General features: G+C 73.6%; 23 protein-coding genes and 1 riboswitch. Of the genes, 4 read left to right on the top strand and 19 right to left on the bottom strand.

Translation table 11 applies throughout. From position 1 onward, the window contains the following. The first annotated feature begins 59 nt into the window (after window positions 1-59). Window positions 60-1,142 carry an AsnC family protein gene (locus L2C96_RS21040; RefSeq protein WP_237337440.1) on the top strand — a complete coding sequence of 361 codons (1,083 nt, stop codon included), beginning with the start codon at window positions 60-62 and terminating at the stop codon, window positions 1,140-1,142. On the opposite strand, the gene L2C96_RS21035 is transcribed toward L2C96_RS21040, so the two are convergent. Beyond that, window positions 1,139-2,101 carry a helix-turn-helix transcriptional regulator gene (locus L2C96_RS21035; RefSeq protein ID WP_237337439.1) on the bottom strand — a complete coding sequence of 321 codons (963 nt, stop codon included), beginning with the start codon at window positions 2,099-2,101 and terminating at the stop codon, window positions 1,139-1,141. The genes L2C96_RS21040 and L2C96_RS21035 overlap by 4 nt on opposite strands. 97 nt (window positions 2,102-2,198) lie before the next feature. Between L2C96_RS21035 and L2C96_RS21030 the strand changes: the two genes are divergently transcribed. Continuing rightward, window positions 2,199-2,594, top strand: coding sequence for a RidA family protein (locus tag L2C96_RS21030; protein ID WP_020423165.1), 396 nt, complete (start codon window positions 2,199-2,201; stop codon window positions 2,592-2,594). On the opposite strand, the gene L2C96_RS21025 is transcribed toward L2C96_RS21030, so the two are convergent. The 11 genes from L2C96_RS21025 to L2C96_RS20975 form a co-directional block, all read right to left on the bottom strand. After that, a complete protein-coding gene (locus L2C96_RS21025; RefSeq protein ID WP_026153058.1) occupies window positions 2,591-3,517 on the bottom strand; it encodes an RluA family pseudouridine synthase in 927 nt (308 codons plus the stop codon). The genes L2C96_RS21030 and L2C96_RS21025 overlap by 4 nt on opposite strands. Continuing rightward, window positions 3,514-4,089, bottom strand: coding sequence for a signal peptidase II (gene lspA / locus L2C96_RS21020; RefSeq protein ID WP_027936639.1), 576 nt, complete (start codon window positions 4,087-4,089; stop codon window positions 3,514-3,516). Before lspA ends, L2C96_RS21025 begins: the two co-directional genes overlap by 4 nt. Before the next feature lie 213 nt (window positions 4,090-4,302). Next, the gene (locus L2C96_RS21015; RefSeq protein ID WP_237337438.1) at window positions 4,303-5,625 is read right to left on the bottom strand and encodes an aminotransferase class V-fold PLP-dependent enzyme; all 1,323 of its coding nucleotides are present in this window, start codon (window positions 5,623-5,625) and stop codon (window positions 4,303-4,305) included. Between the two features lie 35 nt (window positions 5,626-5,660). Continuing rightward, window positions 5,661-5,775, bottom strand: a riboswitch (SAM riboswitch). 46 nt (window positions 5,776-5,821) lie between these two features. Then, window positions 5,822-7,300, bottom strand: a complete 1,479-nt coding sequence (locus L2C96_RS21010; RefSeq protein ID WP_237337437.1) for a potassium/proton antiporter — start codon at window positions 7,298-7,300, stop codon at window positions 5,822-5,824. 191 nt (window positions 7,301-7,491) lie between these two features. Continuing rightward, window positions 7,492-7,686 carry a hypothetical protein gene (locus tag L2C96_RS21005; RefSeq protein ID WP_237337436.1) on the bottom strand — a complete coding sequence of 65 codons (195 nt, stop codon included), beginning with the start codon at window positions 7,684-7,686 and terminating at the stop codon, window positions 7,492-7,494. A gap of 5 nt (window positions 7,687-7,691) precedes the next feature. Further along, complete coding sequence (locus tag L2C96_RS21000) at window positions 7,692-7,865, bottom strand: hypothetical protein (protein WP_237337435.1); 174 nt, start codon at window positions 7,863-7,865, stop codon at window positions 7,692-7,694. 207 nt (window positions 7,866-8,072) lie between these two features. Beyond that, the gene (locus tag L2C96_RS20995; RefSeq protein WP_237337434.1) at window positions 8,073-8,762 is read right to left on the bottom strand and encodes an ArsR/SmtB family transcription factor; all 690 of its coding nucleotides are present in this window, start codon (window positions 8,760-8,762) and stop codon (window positions 8,073-8,075) included. Between the two features lie 44 nt (window positions 8,763-8,806). Beyond that, window positions 8,807-10,384, bottom strand: a complete 1,578-nt coding sequence (locus L2C96_RS20990; RefSeq protein WP_237337455.1) for a penicillin-binding transpeptidase domain-containing protein — start codon at window positions 10,382-10,384, stop codon at window positions 8,807-8,809. A gap of 58 nt (window positions 10,385-10,442) precedes the next feature. Further along, a complete protein-coding gene (gene ileS / locus L2C96_RS20985; RefSeq protein WP_237337433.1) occupies window positions 10,443-13,613 on the bottom strand; it encodes an isoleucine--tRNA ligase in 3,171 nt (1,056 codons plus the stop codon). 272 nt (window positions 13,614-13,885) lie between these two features. Beyond that, a complete protein-coding gene (locus L2C96_RS20980; protein WP_237337432.1) occupies window positions 13,886-15,208 on the bottom strand; it encodes an MFS transporter in 1,323 nt (440 codons plus the stop codon). Between the two features lie 89 nt (window positions 15,209-15,297). After that, window positions 15,298-16,161: a class I SAM-dependent methyltransferase gene (locus L2C96_RS20975; protein ID WP_237337431.1), complete on the bottom strand. Its 864-nt coding sequence runs from the start codon at window positions 16,159-16,161 to the stop codon at window positions 15,298-15,300. 283 nt (window positions 16,162-16,444) lie between these two features. Between L2C96_RS20975 and L2C96_RS20970 the strand changes: the two genes are divergently transcribed. Then, window positions 16,445-17,200, top strand: coding sequence for an ArsR/SmtB family transcription factor (locus L2C96_RS20970; protein WP_237337430.1), 756 nt, complete (start codon window positions 16,445-16,447; stop codon window positions 17,198-17,200). A gap of 380 nt (window positions 17,201-17,580) precedes the next feature. Here the strand turns inward: L2C96_RS20970 and L2C96_RS20965 are convergent, their stop codons facing one another. From L2C96_RS20965 to pgeF, 6 genes are all read right to left on the bottom strand, one after another. Further along, window positions 17,581-18,201, bottom strand: coding sequence for a hypothetical protein (locus L2C96_RS20965; RefSeq protein WP_237337429.1), 621 nt, complete (start codon window positions 18,199-18,201; stop codon window positions 17,581-17,583). Between the two features lie 77 nt (window positions 18,202-18,278). Further along, the gene (gene wag31, locus L2C96_RS20960; protein WP_020423154.1) at window positions 18,279-19,109 is read right to left on the bottom strand and encodes a DivIVA-like cell division protein Wag31; all 831 of its coding nucleotides are present in this window, start codon (window positions 19,107-19,109) and stop codon (window positions 18,279-18,281) included. A 53-nt stretch (window positions 19,110-19,162) separates the two neighbouring features. Then, window positions 19,163-19,447, bottom strand: coding sequence for a YggT family protein (locus L2C96_RS20955; RefSeq protein WP_026153057.1), 285 nt, complete (start codon window positions 19,445-19,447; stop codon window positions 19,163-19,165). A 178-nt stretch (window positions 19,448-19,625) separates the two neighbouring features. After that, on the bottom strand, window positions 19,626-20,249 hold the full coding sequence (locus L2C96_RS20950; RefSeq protein ID WP_020423153.1) for a cell division protein SepF: 624 nt from the start codon (window positions 20,247-20,249) through the stop codon (window positions 19,626-19,628). A gap of 65 nt (window positions 20,250-20,314) precedes the next feature. Continuing rightward, window positions 20,315-21,049: a YggS family pyridoxal phosphate-dependent enzyme gene (locus L2C96_RS20945; protein WP_237337428.1), complete on the bottom strand. Its 735-nt coding sequence runs from the start codon at window positions 21,047-21,049 to the stop codon at window positions 20,315-20,317. Continuing rightward, a complete protein-coding gene (gene pgeF / locus L2C96_RS20940; RefSeq protein ID WP_027930871.1) occupies window positions 21,046-21,747 on the bottom strand; it encodes a peptidoglycan editing factor PgeF in 702 nt (233 codons plus the stop codon). Before pgeF ends, L2C96_RS20945 begins: the two co-directional genes overlap by 4 nt. 83 nt (window positions 21,748-21,830) lie before the next feature. Between pgeF and L2C96_RS20935 the strand changes: the two genes are divergently transcribed. Then, window positions 21,831-22,658: a hypothetical protein gene (locus tag L2C96_RS20935; RefSeq protein ID WP_237337427.1), complete on the top strand. Its 828-nt coding sequence runs from the start codon at window positions 21,831-21,833 to the stop codon at window positions 22,656-22,658. A gap of 24 nt (window positions 22,659-22,682) precedes the next feature. Here the strand turns inward: L2C96_RS20935 and ftsZ are convergent, their stop codons facing one another. After that, window positions 22,683-23,969 (bottom strand): cell division protein FtsZ, encoded by a 1,287-nt coding sequence (gene ftsZ, locus L2C96_RS20930; protein WP_237337426.1) that lies wholly within the window; start codon window positions 23,967-23,969, stop codon window positions 22,683-22,685. Window positions 23,970-24,022 lie beyond the last annotated feature (53 nt).

The following is a 24,022-nucleotide window of genomic DNA, read 5'->3' as shown; positions in this document are numbered from 1 at the left end:
GGGCGGCGCGCCGGGGTGAACGACCGGGCCGGGAAGGCCAGCGGGTAGCGTTTCCGGACGTGGCCGTGACCGATCCCGCCGATGCCCGCCTGCTCGCCGCACTGGCCGAACTGGCCAAGGTGGCCGTGCACGAGCTCGCGGCGCGTGTCGGCATGGACCCGCGCGAGGTGGCCTACCGGCTGGTCGCCCTGTCCGGCAGCGGACTGCCGCTGCTGGTCGGCGTGGAGAGCGACCCTCAGGGCCTGCGCGCGGCGCTCGCCGGGGCGTTCCCGCCCGCGCAGCCGCAGACGCCGAACCCGGGGCCCTACCAGGCACCGGCCGCGCACCCGCAGTCCGGCCCAGTGCCGTCCGCGCCATCCGGCCCAGTGCCGTCCGGCCCGGTGCCGTTCGCGCCATCCGGTGCGACGCCGGGGTTCGCGCCGTCCGGCGCTGTGCCCGGTTACCCGCCGCCCGCGCAGCCGCCGCAGGCCGCGCCGCCCGGGTACCCGCCGCCCGCCCGGCCCGGTCCGGGCTACCCGCCCGCCGAGCCCTCCCCCGGCCGCGGCGTGCCGTCCGGGCCGTACCAGGTCCAGCAGGGTGCCGTGTCGGGGCCGCACCAGGTCGCGGGGGTGGCGTCCGGGCCGTATCCGGCGCCGCTGGACCCGGTGATCAGCACGTGGGGCCCGCCGCAGACGGCATCGTGGGCGCGAGGCGACCAGCGGCCCGCGCCGCCGGCCGGCCCGCGCACCGGGAAGATCGGCGACAGCCTGGCCGGGCAGGGCCTCGAAGGCGAGCAGCTCACCGTGCAGCTGCTCGAGGTGCAGGACCCGGCGGACTACCTGTTCGGCGCGGCCGGGTACCGGCTCGAACCGGGCGAGCGGGCGGTTGTGGTGCACACCGAGGTCACCAACAAGGGCCCGATCCCGTTCGTGTCGCTGCCGGACAACTACCTGGAACTGCTCACCGCCGACGGCAAGCCGGTCGCGAAGGCGCCGGTGTCGCTGACCTCGCGGCCGCCGCACAAGATCGGGGTCCAGCCCGGCGAGACGGCGGGTGGCCACACGGTGTACGTGCTGCCCGAGAGCACCCGCGTAGTGGCGGTGCGGTGGAGCCCCCGCCCCGAGCCCGACGAGCGCTCCCTGACCTGGTCCCTGGAGGACTAGGTCAGAGAGCGGTAGCGGGCGGCGATCGCCGCGGCCCGATCACCCAGCGCGGCCCGCAACCACTGCGGGGCCAGCGCTTCCGCGTCCGTGCCGAGCTGCCACAACGCCCACTCGGCATGCCGCGCGTCCTGGAAGACGACCTCCAGCCGCAGCAGCCCGTCCGGGTCGGCCTCTTCGGCGTGGACGGCCACCGCGGTGCGCACCAGCTCCTCCCGCCGCGCCGCGTCCACCCGGGCCACCACGGCCACCTGGTCGCCGCCGGCGCGGAACCGCGCGCTGCGTTCCCGCCACGCCCGGTCCAGATCGGCCCGGTCCGGGCGCTGCGCGGGTTCGTCGAGTGCCTCCGCCGCCCGGATCCGGGACAGCCGGTAGGTGCGGTCGGCGCCGGACCGGGTGGCCAGCAGGTAGCCCTGGCCGCGCACGGTGACCAGGCCGATCGGGTCCACCGTGCGCCACTTCGGGCTCTGGTCCACCGCCGCGTAGTGGATCCGCAGCTTGTGGCCGGCCAGCACCGCCCGGCGGACCTCGGCCACCTCCTCCTCCTCGGCCACCCGGCGGGCGAGCAGGTCGGTCTCCGGGTCGATCAGCAACCGCTCCGCCGCGCCGGCCGCGATCTCGCGATGGCCTTCCGGGAGCGCGTCGACCACCTTGAGCATGGCCGAAGCGAGCGCCGAGCCGAGGCCGAACGCCTGCGCGCCGCGCCGCGACCCGGCGATCAGCAGGGCGAGCGCCTCGTCGTGGTTCAGCCCGGTCAGTTCGGTCCGGAAACCGGGCAGCAACGCGAAACCGCCGTGCCGTCCGCGTTCGGCGTAGACCGGGACACCGGCGGCGGACAGCGCCTCGACGTCCCGCAGCACCGTGCGGGTGGACACCTCCAGCTCGCAGGCCAGCGCGGTCGCGGACAACCGGCCGTGCCGGCGCAGCAACAGCACCAGCGAGACCAGGCGGTCGGCGCGCATTCCGCGAACTCTAGCGAAATACGCGACACAGGATGTCGTGATTCGCTGCGAGGCTTCGAACCGTCACAGCACTGATCCGAAGGGAGCTGATGTGGGAGTGGAACGCACCGCGGTCGACCCGTGGACGTGGTCGGCGGAGCTGGGGTACCACCAGGGTGAACTGGTCGCCGGGCACACCCGGACCCTGTTCTGCGCCGGGCAGACCGCGATGAGCGGCGACGGCAAACCCCAGCACGCCGGGGACATGGCGAAGCAGCTGGCGCTGAGCCTGGACAACCTGGAGGCCGTGCTCGCCGAGGCCGGGATGTCGCTGGCGAACCTCGTCCGGCTCAACGTCTACACCACCGACGTCGATCAGCTGTTCCCGCACTACGGCGTGCTGGCGGCGCGGCTGGGCGCGGCCGGCGTCGCCCCGCCCACCACGATGCTCGGCGTGACGCGGCTGGCGATCCCCGAGCTGATGGTCGAACTCGAAGGGACCGCGGTCGCCTAGTTCTCCGCGCGCAGCACTTCCAGCGCGTGCGCGAGGTCATCGGGGTAGGGCGACTCGAACTGGACCCACCGGCCGTCCGCGGGGTGGGCGAACCCGAGGGTGCGGGCGTGCAGCCACTGCCGGGTCAGGCCGAGCTTGCGGGCCAGCACCGGGTCCGCGCCGTAGGTGAGGTCGCCGGCGCACGGGTGCCGCAGTGCCGAGAAGTGCACGCGGATCTGGTGGGTGCGCCCGGTTTCCAGCTTGACGTCCACCAGTGACGCCGCGCGGAAGGCCTCGATGACCTCGTAGTGCGTCACCGACGGCCGGCCGCCCGCGACCACGGCGAACTTGTAGTCGTGCCGCGGGTGCCGGTCGATCGGGGCGTCGATCGTGCCGCGGGTCGGGTCCGGGTGGCCCTGCACGACGGCGTGGTAGCCCTTGTCGACGGTGCGTTCCTTGAACGCCCGCTTCAGGACCGTGTACGCGTGCTCGCTCTTCGCCACCACCATCACGCCCGTGGTGCCGGCGTCGAGGCGGTGCACGACGCCCTGGCGCTCCGCCGCGCCGGAGGTCGAGATGCGCAGCCCGGCCGCGGCGAGCCCGCCGACGACCGTGGGCCCGGTCCAGCCGGGGCTCGGGTGCACGGCGACGCCCACCGGCTTGGACACGACCACGATGTCGTCGTCGTCGTGGAGGATGCGCAGGCCGTCGACCGGTTCGGCGACCACCTCGACCGGGTTGTCCGGGTCGGGCAGGGTCACCTCGAGCAGCACACCGGCGGAGAGCCGGTCGGACTTGCCCGCCGGGCGGCCGTCGAGCAGGACGTCGCCGGACTCGGCCAGCTCCGCGACGACGGTGCGGGACAGACCGAGCAGCTTCGCCAGCCCGGCGTCGACGCGCATGCCGTCGAGCCCGTCCGGGACGGGCAGCATCCGGGCGCTCAACGCTTGGCCCTCTTCACGGTGCCGTCGTACTCGCGGCCGAGCAGGGACAGCAGCACGATCAGCACGCCGCCGACGCAGATCGCCGAGTCGGCCACGTTGAAGACCGGCCACACGTCCCCGTTGGGCGCGAACAGCGACACGAAGTCGACGACGTGGCCGCGCAGCACGCCGGGCGCGCGGAAGACGCGGTCGACCAGGTTGCCGAGCGCGCCGGCGAGGATGAGCCCGAGACCGATCGCCCAGCCAGGCGACCGCAGCCGCTTGGCGAACCAGATGAGCGCGATCACCACCCCGAACGCGACGATCGCGAACACCCAGGTCATGCCGGTGACGCCCATGCCGAAGGCCGCGAAGGGGTTGCGGATCAGCTGCAGGTAGACGAGCCCGCCGAGGACCCGGACCGGCTCGTGCCCCTCCAGGGTCGCCACGACGACCGACTTGGTCACGACGTCCGCCGCGAACACCACGATCGCGATCACGGCCAGCAGCAGGGCGCGCCGCTTGGGCGGGGTGGCCGGCTGCTCGTCCGGCACGGTGTCCGGTTCCGGGGAGGGCTGGGGGTCACTGCTCACCCCGCCATTGTCCACGGCTGCCGCGACGGCCCCGGCGCAGGCCGGGAAAGCCGGTCAGCGCGCTGCCGGGCGCACGTGCCCCCTCAACGGGCAACCGGGCAGTGGCGCCGTTCCGCACACGGTGCCCGGCGCAGGCCGGCGAACCGGGCGCCGAGCCACCGCACCCAGCAGACGGGTCACCATCCGAACCCGGGGAACAGCCGCGGCGCCGGCTCAGCGCAGGAAGTCCGGCAGCGGCCGCGGGTCCGGGCACGGCGCCCACCGGCCGTCGACCACGCCGTACGTCCACCGCGCGCCCCGCGCGACGATCTGCCGCAGCGCGGTCACCAGCCGGTCGACGTGCTCGGTCGTGGTGCCCAGCCCGAGGCTCACCCGCAGCGCCTGCTGCCCCTCCCCGCCGCTGCGCTCCACCAGCCGCCGCACCGCGATGTGCGCGCAGAACGCGCCGTCGCGGACGCCGATCCCGTACTCGGCCGACAGGACCGCCGCCACCCAGCCCGGCTCGAACCCGTCGAGCACGAAGCTCACCGTGCCGACCCGCTCCGCCGCGCCGTCGAACAGGCGCAGCTCCGCCAGCCCCGGCACCGCGGCGAGACCGCGCGTCAGCCGCTCCAGCAGCTCCCGCTCGTGCGCGGCCACCGCGTCCCACGACGCCGCCAGCTGCTCGCACGCCACGCCCAGCGCGTACACGCCCACGGTGTTGGGCGAACCGGCCTCGTGCCGCTCCACCCCGCTCTGCCAAGCCACTCCGAGGCCGTCGCCGTCGCGGCGCACGGACTTCGTCGCCCCGCCTCCGGCCAGGTACGGGTCCGCCGCGCGCAGCCAGTCGCCGCGCCCGATCAGCGCGCCCGCGCCGAACGGCGCGTACAGCTTGTGCCCGGACAGCACCACGTAGTCCACGTCCAGCTCCCGCACCGAGATCGGCCGGTGCGGCGCGAGCTGGGCGCCGTCCAGAGCGATGCGCGCGCCGTGCCGCCGGGCCACCGCCGCGATCTCGGCCACCGGCAGCAGCTCGCCGGTCACGTTCGACGCGCCGGTCACGACCACCAGCCGCGGCCCCTCCGGGCACTCCGCCAGCGCACTGTCCACAGCGGACACCGCGGCCAGCCGCGTGTTCGGCAGCGGGATCCGGCGCACGTTCGGCCCGCGCCAGGGCAACAGCGCGGCGTGGTGCTCGGTGTCGAACAGCACCACCGACGCGTGCCGCGGCAGGCTGCGGGCCAGCAGGTTCAGCGCGTCGGTGGTGTTGCGGGTGAACACGACCGCGTCCGAGGGCCGGGCGCCGACGAACCGGCGCAGCACGTCGCGGGTGCGCTCGTAGACCTTTGTGGACACCTGCGAGGCGAACCCGGCCCCGCGGTGCACGCTCGCGTAGTGCGGCAGGAACTCGTCCACCGCGCGGCGCACGGCCTCCAGGCACGGGGCGCTGGCCGCGTGGTCGAGGTTGGCGTAGTCCAGCTCCCCGCCGGTGACCAGCGGGACGGCCGCGGCGGCGGTGACGGCGGGGGTGGTGACGCGTTCGAGAGCGAGAGTCATCGGAAAGGCTCCTCGGGTCCGGGGACCCGCAAGGGGGTCCGCGCTTGCCCGCCGCACCTCGCGACGAGCCAGGTCCTCACCCGGGGCACCCCACCGCGGAAGGAGGGTTGCCGGCCAGCGAGCCGGGGCTTGGCGCTGGCACTCATGACCTACGCGGACACAGTAGCCGATCGCCCCCGCCGCGCGCCAGCGGGTCTCAGTTGCCGGACTCGCCCTTCCAGCGCGCCAGCGGCCCGGCCCGGTCCACCGCGCGGATGCGCCGCTCCGCCGCCTCCCGCGCGGACTCGGTGCTGACGATCAGGATCTGGTCGCCGCGCTGCAGCCGGTCGGTGCGCTGCGGGGTGAAGCTGCGGCCGTCGCGGACGATCAGGCTCAGCGACGCCCCGGCGGGCAGCCGCAGCTCCGACAGGTACACGCCGTGCAGGCGCGAGCCGTGCTGGATCTTGACCTGGAGCAGCTCGGCCTGCAGCTCGTCCAGCGGCGCGGCGTCGACCTCGATCTCCTTCGGCTCGGTGTCCGCCTTCAGCCGCAGCACCCGCGCGAGCGGGCCGAGCGTGAGGCCCTGCACCAGGGTGAGCACGATCACCAGCACGAACACCGCGTCCACGAGCCGTTGCGCGCCGGGCATCTCCTGGGAGAGCGGGATCATCGCGAGCACGATCGGCACCGCGCCGCGCAACCCCGCCCAGGACAGGAACACCTGCTCGCGCAGCGGCACCTTGAACGGCAGCTGCGACACGAGCACCGACACCGGCCGCGCGAACACCAGCACCACCGCGGCCGCGATCAGGCCCGGCACGATCGACTCCAGCAGCCGTTCGGGCGAGGCGAACAGGCCCAGCAGCACGAACAACCCGATCTGGGCGAGCCAGCCGAGCCCCTCGGCGAAGGACAGCGTGTCCGAGCGGTGCGGCAGCCGCGAATTGCCCAGCACGACCGCCGCGACGTAGGTGGCGAGCAGGCCGGAGGCGTGCAGCAGCTGCCCGGACGAGTAGGCCACCACGCACACCGCGACCGTCGCTAGTGGATAGAGCCCGGTGGCCGGCAGCGCGGCGCGGCGCAGCGCCCACGCCCCGGCCAGCCCGAGCAGCAGCCCGAGCACCAGGCCGGCGCCGAGTTCGTAGACCACCAGCAGCGGCAGCGACCAGTCGATCCGGGTCCCCTCGGCCAGCACGACGACCGCGATGTAGGCGGGGGCGTCGTTGATGCCGGACTCCAGTTCCAGCGCCCCCACGATCCGCCGGGGCACGCCGACGCCGCGCAGCACGGAGAACACGGCGGCCGAGTCGGTGGAGGCCAGCACCGCGCCCCACAGCAGCGCCATCCGCCAGTCCAGGCCGAGCAGCCAGTGCAGGGCGGGGCCGGTGATCGCGATGCTCAGCCCGACCGCCACTGTGGACAGTGCCACTCCCTGGCCCAGCGCGGGTTTCACCGCCGACCAGCGGGTGGTCAGGCCGCCCTCGGTGAGGATCATGACGAGGGCGGCCAGGCCCAGCGCCTGGGTGAGGAACGGGTCGGAGAACTGGATGCCGAACCCGGCTTCGCCGAGCAGCACGCCGATCGCGAGGTAGAGCAGCAGCGACGGCAGGCCGAGGCGGGTGGAGAAGCGGACCGCGAGCACGGCGGCGAGCAGGACGGCCGAGCCCAGCCCCAGCACGACCGGCAGCTCGCCCACCCGCACCTCCCCTGCCCGGATTGTCAGGCTTCAGGATAAGGAACCGAGGAGCCGGACCGCGCCCCGGTGGGGTCTTCCGGCATGTCACGGCCGCTTTTCTCTTATCCCGCAACAAGATCGCGGAAGGGTTCGTTCGACGGCAGGTGCGCACACGATGACGACGAGTGGCCAGTGCAGCCCCCGCACGGGTGTCAGGCGACCCCAGGGCGATCAGCAGGCAGCTCCGCGCCCAGCAGCGCGAGCGGCTCCCCCGCCGCCTCGGTCACCACCACCGCCCGATCCGGCCGCCACACCAACGTCAGCGACCCCAGGGTGGCCAACGGCGACTCCGCACCCGACAGCGCCCCCACGACCTCGGCCACCACCACCCAATCCGGCCGCCACACCAACCTCAGGCCACCCCAGGACGATCAGCAGGCAGCTCCGCACCCAGCAGCGCCAGCGGCTCCCCCGCCGCCTCGGTCACCACCACCGCCCGATCCGGCCGCCGCACGAACCAGCCCGCCTCCACGCCGCGCGCGAACAGCGCCGCCGGGAGTGCGCGGCCGGGCGGCGCCGGTTGCACCGCATGCGCTCCAGGTCGGGCGAACACGGCGGGCCAGCGGCGGGCGCCGGTGGCCGGCGGGGCCTGCCTCACGGCGCAGCCCCTGCCAGGGCCACACCAACCTCAGGCCACCCCAGGACAATCGGGCAGGCAGCTCCGCGCCCAGCAGCGCCAGCGGCTCCCCCGCGGCCTCGGTCACCACCACCCGGTTCGGCCGCCACACCAACCTCAGGCCACCCCAGGACAATCGGCAGGCAGCTCCGCACCCAGCAGCGCCAGCGGCTCCCCCGCCGCCTCGGTCACCACCACCGCCCGATCCGGCCGCCGCACGAACCAGCCCGCCTCCACGCCGCGCGCGAACAGCGCCGCGGGGAGTGCACCGCCCAGGTGGTCCCGGCGCTCGGTCCAGTCCAGGCACGCCCGCAGCAACGGGCGGCGCCCGGCGGGGATCGTCACCCCCAGCTCGCCGAGCACCGAACGACCGCGCTCGGTCAGCGCGAGGCCGTCCCCGTCGGAGACCAGTCCCGTCCGGATCATGCCGTCACGCAGGGCGACGCCCACCGTGCCGGCCAGGTGGTCGTAGCAGGTGCGCGCGAACGCCAGCCGCCGCACGCGCAGCGACTCGCGCAGCCCCGAGGCGGACCGGTGCCCGGCGTGCTGCGCCAGGTGCTCGATCAGCTCGGCCACCCGCGGGTCGGCGATCCGCACGTAGGCGTGCCGCCCCTGCTTCACCCCCGCCACGAACCCCGCCTCCTTCAGGCGGCTGACATGCTCGCTCGCCGTCGACGGCGCGATCCCCGCCGTGCGGGCCAGCTCCCCGACGGTCCACGCCCGCCCGTCGAGCAGGGCGAGGCACATCGCCGCCCGGCTCGGGTCGGCGAGCACCGCGGCCACCTCGGCCAGCGCGATCGTCTCCACACCGGCCACGGTAGTAGCCGCACACGTCGGCCGCGGCCGAAACGTCAGCCCAGCGCGCCGAGGAAGGCCGAGGACACGGTGACGGCCGGCTTGGAGGAGTCCGACCCGAGCAGCAGCACCGCGAACGCCACGTCGTCGCGGTACCCGGCGAACCACCCGTTCGCCTGGCTGCCGTCGCCGAACTGCGCCGTGCCGGTCTTGCCGTACACGACGCCGTTGCCGCGCAGCCCGGTCGCGGTGCCGCCGGTGACGACCTCGCGCATCATCGTCCGCAGCGCCGCGATCACGTCCCGGGACGGCGCCCGGTAGCCGGTGTTCACCGACGTCTCCAGCTCCTGCCACAGCCGCGGCGTCACCTCGTCGCCGCGCGCGACGGTGGCCGCCATCAGGGCCAGGCCGAACGGGCTCGCCTGCACGGTGCCCTGCCCGATCGCGGACTCCACCTGCTCGGCGCCGCTGGAGGTGGCGACCACCTTGCCCGCCTCGGTGGTGATGCCCGGGATGGTGAAGTCGGCGTTGAGGCCGAACCCGCTCGCCGCGTCGGCCAGCGCGTCCGGCGGCAGCGTCGACGCGAGCTGCGCGAAAGTGGTGTTGCACGAGTGCGCGAACGCCGAGTGCAGCGGCAGCGGCGGGAAGGAGAACTGATCGTCGTTGGGGATCGTGCGCTGCCCGATGCGCGCGGTGGCCGGGCAGGCCGCGATCGTGTCCGCGGTGGCCGCGCCCGACTCCAGCAACGCCGCCGCGGTGGCGATCTTGAACGTCGACCCCGGCGCGTACAGGCCGTTCAGCGCCTTCGGCTCGGCCCCGGCCGCCGCGTTCTGGGCCACCGCGAGCAGGTCGCCGGTCGACGGCTGGATCGCCACCAGCATCGCCGGGTACGCCGCCGAGTCGACCGCCCGCTGCGCCGCCGCCTGCGTGGGTAGGCTCACGGTCGTGGTCAGCGGCGCCACCTCGACGTCGCCCTGGCCGAACAGCGTTTCCTGCACCGCGCCGTCGACATCCGTGCTGACCACCGACCAGCCGCCCTGCGACCGCGCGGACACCGTCCGCTGCAACGCGGGCGCCAGCAGCGGCGCCACACCCGGCTCCGCCACCTGCGTGCCCGCCGCCTGCCAGGTCAGGACGGGCCTGCCGTTGCGGTCGACCACGGCGTTCTTGCCCGCGCGCGTGCGCACCGCCAGCTGCTGTCCGGCGCGCAGCTTCGGGTGCACCACCGCGGGGCTCCAGTGCACGAGCCAGCGGCCGTCGGCGGCCACCAGGTCGAGGCTGTTGTCGTAGGACCACACCTGCCCGGCCGCGATCGTCCAGCTCACCTGGAACGTCGCGGTGGCCCGGGTGGCGGCGGGCGTGACCTGGCCCAGCCGCGCCGAAACGGACATCGGGGCCAGGCCGCGGCGAGCGTCGGCGATCAGCACGCTCGCCGCGCGCGGGTCGTCGGTCAGCGCCGCCGCCGCGTCGGCGTCGCCCTCGGCGAAGGCGAGCAGGAATCGCGAAGCCACCGTGCCCGAGTCCTCGGCGCCCGAGCCGCTGGCCTGGGGTTTGTCCGGCGAGGACCCGCCCCACACGACGACAACGGCCGCCACGACGATCGCGACGACCGCTGCCGCGCCACCCGCCAGCACCCACCTGCGCCAAGTCACCGGCGAAACCCCCTGTTGGTGTTTTCCGGTCTGTCGGTGATCAGGAGGCCTTCGTTACCGCCACGGTGATCTTGTCACCGTCGCCGACCGCGCCCCCGAAACCGCCGTCCACGTGCCCGTAGGACACCGAGTTCGCCAGGGTTTCGCCCGCCACGAACTCCTCGTGCGCCTTGGCCGCGGCGACCACGTCCTCCGGCGCGTCCACGGTCAGCGCGATCCGGTCGGCCACGTCGAGCCCGGCGTCGCGGCGCGCCTGCTGCACGACGCGGACCAGGTCGCGCGCCACGCCCTCGGCGGCCAGCTCCGGGGTCACCGCGGTGTCCAGCTGCACCAGGCCGGAGCCGCCGGGCAGCTCCGCGGTGGCGCCCTCGTCCTTGGCGACCAGACGCCGCTCGTACTCGCCCTCGGCCAGTTCGATGCCGGCGGCCACCACGGCGCCGGACGGCGAGGTGGTCCAGTCGCCCGCCTTGACGGCCTTGATCACCTTCTGCACGTCCCGGCCCAGGCGCGGCCCGGCGGCGCGGGCGTTGACCGCGACCTCGAACCGGCCGTGCGCGGCGACGTCCGTGCTCAGCTCGACCGACTTGACGTTGACCTCGTCGGCGATGATGTCGGTGAAGTCCGCCAGCGCCTCCGCGTCATCGGCGGCGATGAGCATCTTCGCCAGCGGCAGCCGCACGCGCAGCTTGTTCGCCTTGCGCAGCGACAGCGCCGACGAGCACACCTGCCGGACCCGGTCCATCGCCGTCACCAGCGCGGCGTCGGCGGGCAGCTCGTCGACCAGCGGCCAGTCCTGCAGGTGCACCGACCGGCCGCCGGTGAGCCCGCGCCACACCACCTCGGTGGTCAGCGGCAGCAGCGGCGCCATCGTCCGCGACACGACCTCCAGCACGGTGTGCAGGGTGTCGATCGCGTCCTTGTCACCGGCCCAGAACCGCTCGCGCGACCGGCGCACGTACCAGTTCGTCAGCACTTCCAGGAAGTCGCGCGTGGTGGCGCAGGCGCCCGCGACGTCGCAGGTGTCCAAAGCGGACTGCACGTCGGTGACCAGCTCGCCGGTCTTGGCCAGGATGTAGCGGTCCAGCACGTGCGTGGAGTCGGTGCGCCACTGACCCTCCACGCCCTCGGCGTTGGCGTAGAGCGCGAGGAAGTAGTAGGAGTTCCACAGCGGCAGCACGGCCTGGCGCACCGCGTCCCGGATGCCCTTCTCGGTGACGATCAGGTTGCCGCCGCGCAGGATCGGGCTGGCCATCAGGTACCAGCGCATCGCGTCGGAGCCGTCCCGGTCGAACACCTCGTTGACGTCCGGGTAGTTGCGCAGCGACTTCGACATCTTCTGCCCGTCGGAGCCGAGCACGATGCCGTGCGAGACGCAGGTGCGGAACGACGGCCGGTCGAACAGCGCCGTCGCGAGCACGTGCAGCGTGTAGAACCAGCCGCGCGTCTGCCCGATGTACTCGACGATGAAGTCGCCCGGGTAGTGGTGCTCGAACCACTCGGCGTTCTCGAACGGGTAGTGCACCTGGGCGTAGGGCATCGAACCCGAGTCGAACCACACGTCCAGTACCTCGGGCACCCGGCGCATGGTGGACTTCCCGGTCGGGTCGTCCGGGTTGGGCCGGGTCAGCTGGTCGATGTGCGGGCGGTGCAGGTCGGTGGGCCGCACGCCGAAGTCGCGCTCCAGCTCGTCCAGCGAGCCGTACACGTCCACCCGCGGGTAGGCCGGGTCGTCCGACATCCACACCGGGATCGGCGTGCCCCAGTAGCGGTTGCGCGAGATCGACCAGTCGCGCGCGTTCTCCAGCCACTTGCCGAACTGGCCGTCCTTGACGTGCTCGGGGTACCAGGTGATCTGCTGGTTCAGCTCGACCATGCGGTCCTTGAACGCGGTCACCTTGACGAACCACGACGACACCGCCCGGTAGATCAGCGGGTTCCGGCAGCGCCAGCAGTGCGGGTAGGAGTGCTCGTAGGTCTCGTGCCGCAGCAGGATCGCGCCCTGCCGGGCGGCGGATCCGGTGCCGTACTTGAGGTCCTTGATGATGTCCGGGTTGGCGTCGAAGACCTGCTGGCCCTCGTAGTCCGGCACGGTCGAGTCGAAGCGGCCGTGCGCGTCGACCGGGGTGACCGGGGTGATGCCCGCGGCGTCGCCGGCGGCCTTGTCGTCCTCACCGTAGGCCGGGGCCATGTGCACGATGCCGGTGCCGTCGTCGGTGGTGACGAAGTCGGCCAGCAGCACCTGGTGCGAGTTCTCGTTGCCGAGGAAGTACGGGAACGGCGGCGCGTACTTCACGCCGGCCAGGTCGGCGCCCCGGTACCGGGCCACCACGGCCGGCTCCTCGCCGAGTTCCTTGGCGTAGGCGGCGACGCGCGGCTCGGCGAGCAGGAACCGCTTCCCGTCCTGCTCGACCACGACGTAGTCCACGTCCGGGTGCACCGCGACCGCCTGGTTGGACGGCAGGGTCCACGGCGTGGTGGTCCAGATCAGCAGGTAGGCGCCGTCCAGATCGGTGCCGTTGCCCTCGGCGCGGAACCCGACGGTCAGCGCCGGGTCCTGGCGGTTGGCGTAGGTGTCGTCGTCCATCCGCAGCTCGTGGTTGGACAGCGGCGTCTCGTCGCGCCAGCAGTAGGGCAGCACGCGGTAGCCCTCGTAGACCAGGCCCTTGTCCCACAGCTGCTTGAACGCCCAGATCACCGACTCCATGAAGGTGACGTCGAGCGTCTTGTAGTCGTGGTCGAAGTCGACCCAGCGGGCCTGGCGGGTGACGTACTCGCGCCACTCGTTCGTGTAGCGCAGGACGGACTCGCGGCACGCCTCGTTGAACGCGGCGATGCCCATCTCGTCGATCTGCGACTTGTCGGTGATCCCGAGCTGCCGCTCGGCCTCCAGCTCCGCGGGCAGGCCGTGGGTGTCCCAGCCGAAGCGGCGCTCGACGCGGCGGCCGCGCATGGTCTGGTACCGCGGCACGATGTCCTTGACGTAACCGGTCAGGAGGTGGCCGTAGTGCGGCAGGCCGTTGGCGAACGGCGGGCCGTCGTAGAAGACGTACTCGTTGCTGCCGTTCGTCCCCGGTTCGCGCGCGTCGATGGTGGCCTGGAAGGTCCGGTCGGACTCCCAGTAGGCCAGCACGCTGGTCTCCAGCGCCGGGAAGGACGGCTGGGACGGGACCTGGCCTGCCGGCCCGTCGCCGAGCTGAGCCTTCGGGTACATCGGTGCGCTCCTCGCGGGTGCTCGTCGCTCTCGTGGCGGATCCGCTGGGGATCCAGCACGGGGACGAAAAGGCGCCACCTGAGCGCCGCTTCCGCGGTACCACCCCGTTTGCCCGCTCACCGAGCGGGCCTCTTCGTTGACGGCTGTGACGGGCCGTACCCGTCCGGTTCTACTGAGGACCACCTGGTCCCGTTCTTCCGGAGGCTCCCCGGTGATGGCCGGATCGACGCCGTGTCCTTCCAGGTTAGCCGCCTGTCGCAACCGGGTTTCGCTCAGGGTCGGCCGACCGCGGCGGCGGTGAGCACGGCGGCGGCCAGCCACAGCGCGGCGCCGAGGACGGCCGCGGCGTGCAGCCCGTGCACGAACGCGGCCGGCCGGGCGGGGCTGCCCGCGATCGCGCCGAACGTGGCGATGCCGAGCGCGCCGCAGGCCTGCCGCGCGGTGTTGTTGACGCCGCTGGCGATGCCGGCCCGGTCCGCCGGGACGCCGCCGACGGCCGCGGCGACGACGGCCGCGGTGAGCAGGCCCAGCCCCACGCCGACCAGGGCGAACGCGGGCAGGAACGCGCCGGTGATCGTGCTGGTCGCGGTGACCCGCAGCAGGCCGAGCAGCCCGGCCGAGCCGGTGAGCAGCCCGGCGATCATCACCGGGCGCGGGCCGAAGCGCGCGGTGAGCCGCCCGGTGACCGGCGCGAGCAGCGACAGCGGCAGGAACCCGGGCAGCATCGCCAGTGCCGCGGCCGGCGGGGTCGCGTGGTGGACGCCCTGCAGGTAGAGCGTGGCGAGCAGGATCGTGCCGAGGCCGGCGAAGTTCATCGCGCCGGCGACGAGGTTGGCCGCGGCGAAGGTGCGCGAGCGCAGCAGGGTCAGCGGCAGCATCGGGGCGGGGCTGCGGCGTTCGGCGGCCAGGAACGCCACGGCGGCGGCCACGCCGAGGACCGCGGCGGGCACGCTGGACTGGATGACCGCGTAGACCAGCGCGGCGAGGGCGGTGGCCCCGGTGACGGTGCCCGCGACGTCCACGCGCCCGGCGGCAGGCGGGCCGGCAGGGACGCGGAGGGTCCCTGCGGCCGCGAGGGCGGTCAGCGGCACGTTGATCCAGAACAGCGAGCGCCAGCCGGTGGCGGTGACGAGCAGGCCGCCCAGCAGCGGGCCCGCGGCCAGGGCCAGCGCGGAGACCCCGGCCCAGACGCCGAGCGCCCTGGCCTGTTCCCGGCGGCCGGGGAAGGCGCGGGTGATCACCGCCAGGGTCCCGGGGAGCAGCAGCGCGGCCCCGGCTCCCTGCGCGACGCGCGCGGCGACCAGGGCGGCGCTGCCGGGTGCGAGGGCGCACCCCGCGGAGGCCGCGCCGAAGATCCCCAGCCCGGCGAGCACGACCCGGCGGGGGCCGAGTACGTCCGCGAGCGCCCCGCCGGTCAGCAGCAGCGCGGCGAGCGCGACGGTGTAGCCGTCGACGACCCACTGCAGCGCGGGCACGCCCGCGCCGACGGCGGCGCCGATGTCCGGCAGCGCGACGTTGACCACGGTGACGTCGAGCTGCACCAGGAACATCCCGGCGCACTGGGTGAACAGGACGGTGGCGCGGCGGTCGGGCATGGGTCCAGCAGACCGCGGATTCGCTTCCACCGGGCTGGAAGTGTCGCGGCGGACCGGCGCGGCTGCTCATCCCCGGCCGGCACGCCCGGTCAGACTCGCCGTGCGGTCGCCGACGCGGTCCCGCCCGCCGGCGCGCGCCCGGATCGCCGGGCGGTGACCAGGTATCCGGTGCCCAGCCACCGGCCGGGCCCGCGGCTGACCGTCCGGTCCAGGTGGCCGCGCCATTCCCGCCGCCACCGGCGGAACACCTTGTCCAGGGGCGGCACGAACGGCGTCACGTCGAAGTACACCGGGTCCGCGGGCTCGAGCCCGGCGCCGCGGAGCATGCGGCGCAGCCGGGCAGCCGGAAGCGCGCGGATGCCGCTCTTGGGCACGGTGTGCCGCTTCCCCGGCGGAACGCCGGCCAGCCGCTCCACCTTCCCGAGCAACCGGAGGAACGGCCAGTACAGGCACCATTCGACGAGCCGGTAGGGACTCAGCGGGTTGAGCATGGTCACCACGGCCAGCCCGCCCGGCCGCAGGACCCGGGCCAGTTCGCGCACGCCGTCCCGGGCGCGCGCGTACTCCAGCACGCCCATGGCCACGACCACGTCGAACGCGCCGTCGGGGAACGGCATGTCCTCGATCCGGGCGACGGCGAGTTCGACGTCGTCGGCGCCGGCGCGCTCGGCCACGGCTTCGATCATCGCGGCCGACCGGTCGCAGGCGGTGATCCGGAAGCCGGCCGGCCTGGTGTCGAGCAGGTGGCGCACGAGCATCCCCGGCCCGCACCCCACGTCCAGCAGCGCGCCGGAAGCCGGCCGCAGCGCCTCGTCGACCAGGTGCAGCCGCGACTGGAAGTACCGGGTGGCGCGCCCCGACTCGTAGGCCGCGGCGTAGCCGCGCACGAGGCCGGGGTCGGCGTACTGGGCGGCAGCGTGCTCGTCGCGTCGGCCCATGAGGTGCCGGGCCATGAAATCACCCTGTTTGTCCGTGTTTTCCGGTTGCGACAGAAGAAAGAGGCGACACCGGCGAATGTGCGTGGTGGGCCAGTCTGAACGCCTACCCGACGGTCCGCAAGGCCCGGACGGCCATCCATAGTGGACCATGACCGGACTGCTTTTCCGACAGCCAAGTAGTAATCCGATACCCGTCGACCGCGAGATCTCGCCACCGGACGCCGAGTCCACAAAGGATCATCGGGCGCGTCGGGACACTTCGGCGGCGGCGGAAGTGTTCCCGCGGCATGCTGGGTCCATGAGCGGAGGCGACGTCGACATCGCACGCACCGCGGCGCTGTTCGCGGATCCGGCCCGCGTGCGGGTGCTGACGGCGCTCGCCGACGGGCGGGCTCTCGCGGCGTCCGTGCTCGCGGTGGAGGCCGGGTTGTCCGCGCCCGGGGTCAGCGCGCACCTGGCGAAGCTGCGGGCGGCGGGGCTCGTCGAGGTGGAGCGGTCCGCGCGGCACCGCTTCTACCGGCTGCGACCGGATGCCGTCGAGATCCTCGAAACGCTCGCGCGCTTCTCCCCCGCCTGGCCGGTGACGTCGCTGCGGTCGGGTACCCGGGCGCAGGCGCTGCGGTTCGCGCGGACCTGTTACGACCACCTGGCCGGGCGGCTCGGTGTCGAGGTCACGGCCGCGTTGGTGGAGCGCGGGGCGCTGGGCGCGGCGGACGGCGTCCGCGGCACGGCCCGGCGACCGGGCGACCGGCTGTCGCAGCCCCTGAGCGAGCACCCGTACGCCGTCGGCCCGGCGGCGGCGGAGGTGCTGGCCCCGCTCGGGCTCGACCTGGCCGCCGTCGACGCGTGCCGCGGGCGGCGGCCGTTGCTGAGGTTCTGCCTGGACTGGTCGGAACAGCGGCACCACCTGGCGGGCGCACTGGGCGCGGCGCTCGCGGAGCGGTTCCTCGAGCGGGACTGGGTGACGAGGCGCCGGCCGGGCCACCGAGCGCTCCGGCTCACCCCCACCGGGGCGGACGCGCTCGCCGAGCTACTCGGCGTGCGGATGGCATGAGGGCACGCGCCTCCGGGTGGGAATCAGCAGCGCAGTGCCTTGGACCGACTCAGGCCTTCGCGCGGTGCGCCTCGGCCAGATGGGCATCCGGGGCGCAACGCGCGCACGGTGTGAAGCCGAGGTCCCGGGCTTCCTTCACCGAGACCGCGTATCGCCAAGCACGCAGCCCGGCGGCGCTTCAGGCCTTCGCGCGGTGCGCCTCGGCCAGATGGGCGTCCGGGGCGCATCGCGCGCACGGCGTGAAGCCGAGGTCCCGGGCTTCCTTCACCGAGACCACGTACCGCCGAGCACACCGCACACCCTTGCGACCGCCCTCAGGCCAAGATCCCCGGCTCCCCTCACCGAGACCACGTACCGCGAGCACGCAGCCCGGCGACGACTCAGGCCTTCGCGCGGTGCGCCTCGGCCAGATGGGCGTCCGGGGCGCAACGCGCGCACGGTGTGAAGCCGAGGTCCCGGGCTTCCTTCACCGAGATCGGGATGGTGTCCCGGTCGGCGAGCCAGCCGCAGTCAGTCAGGTGGTATCGCGGGTGCTCGTCCACGACCACGACCTCGACGTCCAGCTCGTCCACGATCTTCGCGTCCGCCGGGTCCGTCGGCTCCTCGCCCGGCTCGCCCTCCTCGGCCGTGCCGACGAGCTCACCGGCCGTGGGGATCAGCGCCGTCTGGTCCGCCGGCGCGTCCTCGACCTCGGCGGCCGGGCTCTCCGGGGCAGGCTCGTCCGCCGGCTTCGCCACCGCCGTGGCTTCCGGCGCCGACGGCTCGTCGTCGTCCGCCGACGCGGCGACGGCGGGTTCGTCCCCTGGCTCCTCGGCAGGCTCCGCCACCGCGGACGCACGGCGGCGGGCCACCCGGCGCCGCACGAAGTCGACCACCAGCAGCAGCCCGGCGGCGACCGACAGGCCGATCGAGATCCACGCCCACAGCGAGTTCGCCGTGATCAGGGCCGCGATCAGCAACCCCAGCGCGGCCAGAACCAGGACCAGAACGATGAAGAGCACGCTGAATTACAACACGAACCACGCCCGGAACGGTTCCGACCCTCCCACGCGGAGTGCCGGAACCGTCACCGGGAAGCTCAGCCCGCCTCGGCCCGCGGACCGAACGAGTAGCCCTGGCCGCTGCCCGATCCGGCGCCGGCCTGTCCCGAGTTCGAGGACGCCGACGCGGGCGCGGCGGAGCCGCGGTCGTCGAGTTCGCGCAGCTGGGACTCCAGGAACCCGCGCAGCCGGGTGCGGTACTCCCGCTCGATGGTGCGCAGTTCCTCGATCTTCTTGCCCAGCGCGGTCTTCTCGCTGTTCATCGTGTTCATGGTCTCGGTGTACTTGCGCTGAGCCTCGCGCTCCATGGTCGTCGCCTTGTCGCGCGCCTGCCGCTCCAGCGTCTCGGCACGGGTGCGGGCGTCGTTGAGCATGTTCTCCGCTCGCGTGCGCGCCTCGTTGACCATCGAGTCGGCCTTGGTGCGGGCGTCGGAGAGCAGCTGCTCGGACTTCGCGCGAGCCTCGGCGAGCATGCCGTCGGACTCGGTCTTGGCCTCGGCGGTCAGCCGGTCGGCCATCTCCTGGGCCAGGCCGAGGACCTTCGCCGCCTGCACGTTCGGCTCGCCGCCGTCCGACATCGGGTGGGCCTGGGTCTGCTCGGCGGCCGAGGGCGGCGGCACGGGCGCCAGGCGGCGCTCCTGCGGGCCGGCACCGGCGCGGGCGGCTTCGAGGTCGGCACGGGTGCCTTCGAGCTCGGCGTCGAGCTGCTCGACCTGCTGGCGCAGCTCGTTGTTGTCCTCGATGAGCCGCGCGAGCTCGGTCTCCACCAGGTCGAGGAACGCGTCCACCTCGTCCTCGTTGTAGCCCCGCTTGCCGATGGGTGGCTTGCTGAACGCAACGTTATGCACGTCAGCGGGGGTCAACGACATCAGATCACCTCACGCACTCCATGGCCTGCTCCGACACCTGGGTTCCCCCGAAGTCACCCAGGAAGCGCCAGTTGCATCAGTATGAACACAACCAACAGCAGCACCATAATCGATAAGTCCAGTCCGACGCCGCCAATGCGAACCATCGGAATGATCCTCCGCACCACGCGGACCGGAGGATCGGTCACTGTGTAGATGGTCTCCAGCGTCACCGCAACCCCGCCCGCGGGGCGCCAATCCCGTGCGAAGGCTCGCACGAGCTCCACCACGACACGCGCTGTGAGCAGCAGCCAAAAGACGAACAGCACGTAGTAGAGGACTAGCCGGACCGCATCCACGAACACCACTCTGCCACATCGCCGTGACCCCGGGAGCACCCGGAACGCCCGGTGTGCCCGGGTCACGTAATCGAACTGTGATTTAGCCAACGGTTTCACCCGTTCGGCCTAAATTGTTACGACCTGTAGTTGTGCCATCACACGGTTCCACCCCATTTCCGGGAACCGGCGATCGCGCTCAGTGACGGAGGAACAACCCGCCCTCGGCGATCCGGCGGCGCTCCTCCGCGGTCACCTCCACGTCCGGCGGCGAGAGGAGGAACACCTTGTTGGTGATCTTGTCCATCGAGCCGCGCAGCGCGAACGCCAGCCCGGCCGCGAAGTCCACGAGCCGCTTGGCGTCCGCGTTCTCCATCTGGGTCAGGTTGATGATCACCGGGATGCCCTCGCGGTAGGCCTCGCCGATCCCCCGCGCCTCGACGTAGCTCGTCGGGTGCAGCGTGGTGATCCGCCCGAGCGCGTCCCGCGGCGCCGACGCCCTGGCCGGCTCCGGCACCGGGCGCAGCCGCGCCACCGGCTCCGGCTGCCGCTCGACCGCGAGCGCGCCGTGCACCGGCGGCTCCGGCGACCGCGGCCGCGTGCGGAGCGGGCCCTCCTCGTCGTAGTCGGAACCGTCGCGGTACCGTCGGCGGGCACGCGGCGGCGGCTCCTCGTCGAAGCCGTCGTAGGCTTCGTCCGCGTAGTCGCGGCGGTAGTCGTCGTCGTACCGGTCGGCGGCCTCGTAGGAGTCGTAGCCGTCGTAACCGTCACTGTCGGCCGGGATCATGCCGAAGTAGGCCTTCAGCTTCTGCAGCGCGCTCATGCCTCTCCCTAGCCGCTCCCTCACCTGACTACCCGGACGCGATCGCTCACTTCCGGGTGATCTCGCTACGGCGAGGCTAGACCGCGGGCGCCGAGCAACGCGGTTCCGACACGCACACATGTCGAACCGTGCGCGATGGCGGGTTCAAGATCACCGCTCATCCCCGCGGACAACTCGACCGCGTCCGGGTGGCTCCGGCGGAGGTCAGCGGCCGCGGCGGCCAGGCGCGCGAAGGCCCGGGCGGGGTCGGCGCCCAGCGGCGCGACCGCCATCAGCCCGCGCAGCCGCAGCCCGTCCAGCCCGGCGATGTGATCGGCCAGCTCACCCAGCTGAGGGAGCGGACAGCCGCCTCGTGACGGATCGTCGTCGAGGCTGGCCTGGATCAGGACGTCCAGCGGACCGGACCGCTCCCCCGCCTCGTGCGCGTTGCGCAGCGCCTTGGCGAGCGCGTCGGCGAGCCGCACCGAGTCGACGGACTGGACCTCGTCGGCCCAGCGCACCACCGACCGCGCCTTGTTGCGCTGCAGCCGCCCGATCATGTGCCACCGCGGCCGCGCGTCCGGCCGCAGCTCGCGCACCTCGGCCGCCTTCGCGCCGGCCTCCTGGTCGCGGTTCTCCGCGAGGTCGGTCTGGCCGAGGTCGGTGAGCAGGGCCGCGTCGGTCGCGGGGAAGGTCTTGGTGACGGCGAGCAGGCGCACCTCGCCGCGCGGCCGCCCGGCCGCCGCGCACGCGTCGGCGACGCGCGCCTCCACGGCTTCGAGGGCCTTGGCGATCTCCTCCCGGCGCTGCTCGTCGCTCATTCCGGCTCGGCCCAGGTCAGCGCGGCGATGCGACCGGTGGTGCCGTCGCGCCGGTAGCTGAACAGGGTCGGGTCCTCGGCCGTGCAGCGCGGATCGACGCCGACCTTGCCGACGCCGGCCTCGGCGAGCTGGCGCCACAGCCCGGCGCGCAGGTCCAGCCCCGGCTTGCCGGCGCGGGTGCGGGTCGCGCTGCCGGGCAGGTGCTTGTCCACGTCGGCGGCCATCTCGGCGGGCACCTCGTAGCACTCGCCGCAGATCGCCGGGCCGAGCAGCACCTCGATGCGGCCCATCTCGGCGCCGGCCTCGACCATCGCCTCGAGCGCGGCGGGCAGCACCCCGACGCGCGCGCCGACACGTCCGGCGTGCACCGCGGCCACCACGCCGGTCTCCGGGTCGCCCAGCAGCACCGGCACGCAGTCCGCGACGAGCACGGCGACGGGCAGGCCGGGGGTCTTCGTCACGAGCGCGTCGGTGGCCTCGGCGGGCGCGGTCTCGCTGCCGTCGACGACGGTGACCGTGCGGCCGTGCACTTGCTCCATCCAGGCCACCCGCTCCACACCCAGCTCGGTGCCGAGCCGCTTGCGGTTGGCCTCGACCGCGGCCGGGTCGTCACCGACGTGGTCGCCGAGGTTGAACGTGTCGTACGGCGGCGCCGAAACGCCACCCGCCCTGGTCGTGACCACCCGACGGATGCGCAAGTCCCACTACCTCCACTCGCCTGGTTTCCCCTGAGCCTACTGGGAACCGGACGCGGTGCTCGGCCGGTCTCACCGCCATGGACATGCCACCCGTGCCCCCGAGCCTCCGCGCACTGGCCACCTCCGGGCAGCTGCCGCCGGAGCTGGCCGCGCTGTTCACCCCGCCCGGCCGGGAGAAGTGGACCCGGATCGCGGAAGCCGTGGACGAGCGCCTGGACGAGGTGGATCCCGCGGTGCGGGGCGCGTTCGCGCTCGCCGGGGCCTACGGGCACCTGGACGACATCGAGTTCCTCGGGCCCGACGAGATGGACGAGCACAACGACCGCGCGATCGCCCTGCTGGAGGAAGCGCTGGAGCACGGCGTCCCGGAAGAGGAGGCGGAGGGCCTGTGGGACGTCACCCTCCGGGTGCCGGACGTCGCCCACCTCGCCCGCGACCACGAGGAGTACCTCGCCGAGCACGGCACGACCGCGAGCGGGCGGCTCAAGGCGAAGCTCGACGAGGCCGACGCGCGCTACGCGGCGGGCGACCGCGCCGGAGCGCTGGTGTTGTTCCGCGAGATCGGCGAGGCCGACCTGTGGGCTGAGTTCAGCGGGGCGATGGAGGTCTCCGACCTCGGCTGGTGCCGGCTGCTGCAGGACGCCGTCCGGTTCGACGGACCCGAGGCGACGCGGCGGATCTGGCAGGCGGCGCGGGCGAGCCGCCACGCGGCGCGGTTCCCGCACCCCCACTGGTCGGTGCCGCTGACCGAGCTGCTGATGGGCGCCGGGGTGCCGGACATCCTGGAGGTCGTGGTCGCCGAGCGGCTCGACGCCGCGCTGCGGGACCACCTGCCGTGGGAGCTGTCCGAGGACGAACGCTGGACGCTGTCCCGCGCCATCGACGAACTCGAACAGCACCACCGGGCCTGACCGCGGGTCAGGCCCGGCGCGGGGTCAGCGCCGCATGAACGGCGGGACGTCCACGTCGTCGTCGGACGGGTCGTCGGTCACCGGGACCGCCCGGCTGGGCAGGCTGCCCTGGCTGGTGCTCGTGCGCGGCGCCGGGTAGCTGCGGCTGCCGCCACCGGCCTGCGGAAGCCCGCTGGGCGGCGTGCCGTAGTTGGTGCCCGACGGCGGCGTCCGCGGCGGCGTCACCGGGAAGCCGCCACCCGCCGGCGGCGCCGGGGGCTGCGCCGACGCCGCGGGCGCCGGCTGGCGGACCTGCCCGGCCTCGGCGGAGGCCGTCGTCGAGCGGGTGCCCACCGCGGGTGGCTCGAGCTTCTTGTGGGTGGGCGAGCCGGAGTCGAACCCGGCCGCGATCACCGTCACGCGCACCTCGTCGCCGAGGGAGTCGTCGATGATCGTCCCGAAGATGATGTTCGCCTCGGGGTGCGCGGCCTCCTGCACCAGCGAGGCGGCCTCGTTGATCTCGAACAGGCCGAGGTCGGAGCCGCCCGCGATGGACAGCAGCGCGCCGTGCGCGCCCTCCATCGAGGCCTCCAGCAGCGGCGAGTTGATCGCCTTCTCCGCGGCCTGCACCGCGCGGCCCTCGCCGCGGGCGGAGCCGATGCCCATCAGCGCGCTGCCCGCGCCGGACATCACGCTCTTCACGTCGGCGAAGTCCAGGTTGATCAGACCCGGCGTGGTGATCAAATCGGTGATGCCCTGGACACCGGAGAGCAGGACCTCGTCGGCGGAGCGGAACGCGTCCATCAGGCTGACGCCGATGTCGCCGAGCTGCAGCAGCCGGTCGTTGGGGATGACGATGAGGGTGTCGCACTCGTTGCGCAGCGCCTGGATCCCGTCCTCGGCCTGCTTGCCGCGGCGCTTGCCCTCGAAGGTGAACGGCCGGGTCACCACGCCGATCGTGAGCGCGCCGAGCTTGCGCGCGATCGAGGCGACCACCGGCGCGCCGCCGGTGCCGGTGCCACCGCCCTCGCCCGCGGTCACGAAGACCATGTCGGCGCCCTTGAGCACCTCCTCGATCTCCTCGCGGTGGTCCTCGGCGGCCTTGTGCCCCACCTCGGGGTTGGCGCCGGCGCCAAGGCCGCGGGTCAGCTCGCGGCCGATGTCGAGCTTGACATCGGCGTCGGACATCAGCAGCGCCTGCGCGTCCGTGTTGATCGCGATGAACTCGACACCCTTGAGGCCGACCTCGATCATGCGGTTGACGGCGTTCACGCCGCCTCCGCCGATGCCGACGACCTTGATCACCGCGAGGTAGTTGTGCGGGGGCGTCATCGGGTCCGCCTTCCTATCGTGAATTCCTCGTACCGCTCACCGGGAGCGAAAAA

It is taken from the genome of Amycolatopsis tucumanensis (assembly GCF_021654135.1).
Classification (GTDB): Bacteria; Actinomycetota; Actinomycetes; order Mycobacteriales; family Pseudonocardiaceae; genus Amycolatopsis_E; species Amycolatopsis_E tucumanensis.
Note: the sequence above shows the minus strand (reverse complement) of the source record. Positions and strands in the feature narration are given on the sequence as shown.

Bases quoted from the DNA above. Each gene is read 5' to 3' on its own strand.
- L2C96_RS21015 (WP_237337438.1), bottom strand. From the start codon at position 5,625: ATGACTCTCGCTCTCGAACGCGTCACCACCCCCGCCGTCACCGCCGCC.
- L2C96_RS20975 (WP_237337431.1), bottom strand. From the start codon at position 16,161: ATGGCCCGGCACCTCATGGGCCGACGCGACGAGCACGCTGCCGCCCAG.
- L2C96_RS20980 (WP_237337432.1), bottom strand. From the start codon at position 15,208: ATGCCCGACCGCCGCGCCACCGTCCTGTTCACCCAGTGCGCCGGGATG.
- L2C96_RS20935 (WP_237337427.1), top strand. From the start codon at position 21,831: ATGCCACCCGTGCCCCCGAGCCTCCGCGCACTGGCCACCTCCGGGCAG.
- ileS (WP_237337433.1), bottom strand. From the start codon at position 13,613: ATGTACCCGAAGGCTCAGCTCGGCGACGGGCCGGCAGGCCAGGTCCCG.
- ftsZ (WP_237337426.1), bottom strand. From the start codon at position 23,969: ATGACGCCCCCGCACAACTACCTCGCGGTGATCAAGGTCGTCGGCATC.
- L2C96_RS21035 (WP_237337439.1), bottom strand. From the start codon at position 2,101: ATGCGCGCCGACCGCCTGGTCTCGCTGGTGCTGTTGCTGCGCCGGCAC.
- L2C96_RS20945 (WP_237337428.1), bottom strand. From the start codon at position 21,049: ATGAGCGACGAGCAGCGCCGGGAGGAGATCGCCAAGGCCCTCGAAGCC.
- L2C96_RS20950 (WP_020423153.1), bottom strand. From the start codon at position 20,249: ATGAGCGCGCTGCAGAAGCTGAAGGCCTACTTCGGCATGATCCCGGCC.
- L2C96_RS20970 (WP_237337430.1), top strand. From the start codon at position 16,445: ATGAGCGGAGGCGACGTCGACATCGCACGCACCGCGGCGCTGTTCGCG.
- wag31 (WP_020423154.1), bottom strand. From the start codon at position 19,109: ATGTCGTTGACCCCCGCTGACGTGCATAACGTTGCGTTCAGCAAGCCA.